The sequence below is a fragment of the Hydrocoleum sp. CS-953 genome (genome assembly GCF_002260545.1).
GTDB lineage: Bacteria > Cyanobacteriota > Cyanobacteriia > Cyanobacteriales > Microcoleaceae > Trichodesmium.
This window is the reverse complement of record NZ_LGSU01000216.1, coordinates 1-2,477: the sequence shown is the minus strand read 5'-3', so window position 1 is coordinate 2,477 and position 2,477 is coordinate 1. Positions and strand designations below refer to the sequence as shown.

At 31.2% G+C, this 2,477-nt stretch carries 2 protein-coding genes; both read right to left on the bottom strand.

The annotated features are described in order from the left end of the window. Window positions 1-83 precede the first annotated feature (83 nt). Window positions 84-1,004 (bottom strand): hypothetical protein, encoded by a 921-nt coding sequence (locus AFK68_RS01840; RefSeq protein WP_143437420.1) that lies wholly within the window; start codon window positions 1,002-1,004, stop codon window positions 84-86. A gap of 490 nt (window positions 1,005-1,494) precedes the next feature. Next, a partial coding sequence (locus AFK68_RS01835) for a glycosyltransferase family 2 protein (protein WP_371357198.1) occupies window positions 1,495-2,477 on the bottom strand: 983 nt, incomplete at its 5' end.

Sequence of the window (2,477 nt, the reverse complement as noted above, 5' to 3'; positions counted from 1 at the left end):
GTTTAGAGCAAATCCAAGAGTATTTAAAAAATGCAGGTTCAGAATTAGCAGCAGTCAGAAAAGCATTAGAATCTGATGTTAAATTACAAAAAATTTCTCCGAAAAATTGCATAGAAACCAATCATTATCCAACCTATCATTCTCTCTAACAGAGAATTGTCTTGAATATGTTTGATTAGGTAAAGACATAAACATAAAAATATTCCTATTTCTACCCCTCCGATAAATGTCGAATAAATCAGAGGAGATATTTGAGCACCAGAACCCAAGGGAGAACCAAGAAAGGCTAATAAAAATTGTAAAGTTTGTTCTGGATTTTGAAAAGCTGGTATGATGCTAGGGGCAAGTTCTGGTTTCTGATAATCATAAAAATAGATAATTATATTGGTAGTAAAAACTGCTATCCAACTTAAGAATAACCATTTTTGTTTGAGTAAATCTGACCTTGATTTTGCTGAAACTAATATTAGTACAGGTAAAACAATTACCCAAGCTATCATCCCATTAGAATAAGAAAAGGTGCTGATGATGCAAAGCATCATACAAATTAAGAATTTATATCTAATATTGAGGCGTGAATAAATAGCTGAAATTGCAGTAGTAATACAAACAATAGGCATGAAAACTACTAATTGAATTCCCCAAAACCAGTTATCATATTGAATTCCAGAAAATATCAGAATATTTGCTAAAAAACCTAGGAGTAAAGTTGGGAAGAGATTTAATCTTAAGGTTAATCTATTGAGGCGATAAATATTAACGGAAACTAGACAAGCTAACAAAAATATTGCTAGCATTTCATATCTCACATCCCAATTAGTTAAATATCCTAGTCCGAGGAAAATTAAGCGTGGAAATAATTTTCTACTTTCATTATGTTGAGCAATTAAGTCTTGCCATGACAAAGAATTTTGGGAGATTTTTATAAATAATTGAGGCATGAGATTCCATTGGTCCCAATATGGAATATTAACGCTGTAGGTAATAATTAATATTCCCATCAAAACTGCTGGCAGTATTACTAAACATAATCCTATAGAATGTAAAATTTTTCGGACTGCTTTTTATAAGAGTGAANCCGAAAAATCCTATAGAATGTAAAATAGAGAAGTTGTTGTTTAGGATTTTTTTGGCTATATGATTAATATTTTTTCTTTTAACTATCTGGGCGAAATTCATTTTTGAAATTTATATCAAAGAGATTTTGTGGTTTATTTTTAACTTCCCTAATGTATAGCAATCAGGAATGAGATGTGAGAAAAAGTGTAGGGGTTTGGTTTCCAAATCCCATTATGTTGATTAGGATTTAGAGACCAAACCCCTAGGATAAAATTTTACAACATAAGCGCGGATTTATATAGCTAATAGCGAATGTCTAAATGTTATTTTTACCGAAATATTGTGGTTTAAAGCCTCCCCTTGGATAGGGGATAATAAATAAAAATTTTCCTGTTCGTCAATCCTCTTCTTTTCAAGNTAGGAAATACTGACAAATTAATTTTCTTCTTCAAAGCCGATTTTTTCGTTAATAATATAGTAAGGTCTTTGGCGAACTTCGTCGTAAATTCGACCGATATATTCTCCAATAATTCCTAAAGAAAGAAGTTGCACTCCTCCCATAAAAAATGTAGTAGTTAAACCATAAGCCCAGGAGAGAAATTCTTGCCCTAAAACAAATTTAACGTAAAGACCAATTAAGCCAATAATAAAAGATACAATTGCCGATACTAAACCTAGAATAGTTGCCATTTTTAGAGGAATTGTTGAAAAAGAAAATATCCCATCAAAAGCAAGTTTAAATAACTTAGAAACTGACACTTTAGGCTCACCTCTATATCGAGGACCCCGTTCTACATAAACTCCGATTTGTTTAAATCCAGCATAAGCTCTTAAACCACTTAAATATTTATTCCGTTCTGGCATTTGCCGTAAAGTTAGAATAACTTTTCTATCCATTAATGAAAAAATTCCTGCATCCATAGGAGTGACAATTCCTGACAACTTTCTTTGGATGTAATAAAAGCTTTTAAATGCTAATCTTTTTAACCATTTTTCTTTACGATTTTTTCTAATAGCATAAACCACATCATATCCCTGTTGCCAAAGTCGTGAAAAACTGATAATTGCTTCAGGAGAATCTTGTAAATCTCCATCCATCAGAATAACTGCTTTTCCATTCGCATGATCTATTCCAGCAGATAAAGCACATTGATGACCGAAGTTTCTCGAAAAGTTAATAATTTTTACTTCTTGATTTTTCTGACTTATTTCTTTTAGTAATTCAAAAGAATTATCTACACTTCCATCATTGATAAAAATTACTTCACTACTGCCATCAAGTTTGTCTAAAACATCTGATAATCTACGCCAGAGTTCAGGGATAATTTCTGATTCATTGAAAATGGGAATAACTATAGAATAATCAATATTTTTCATAGTGATTTTTAATGCTTCGTACAAATCATATATATCTAGTT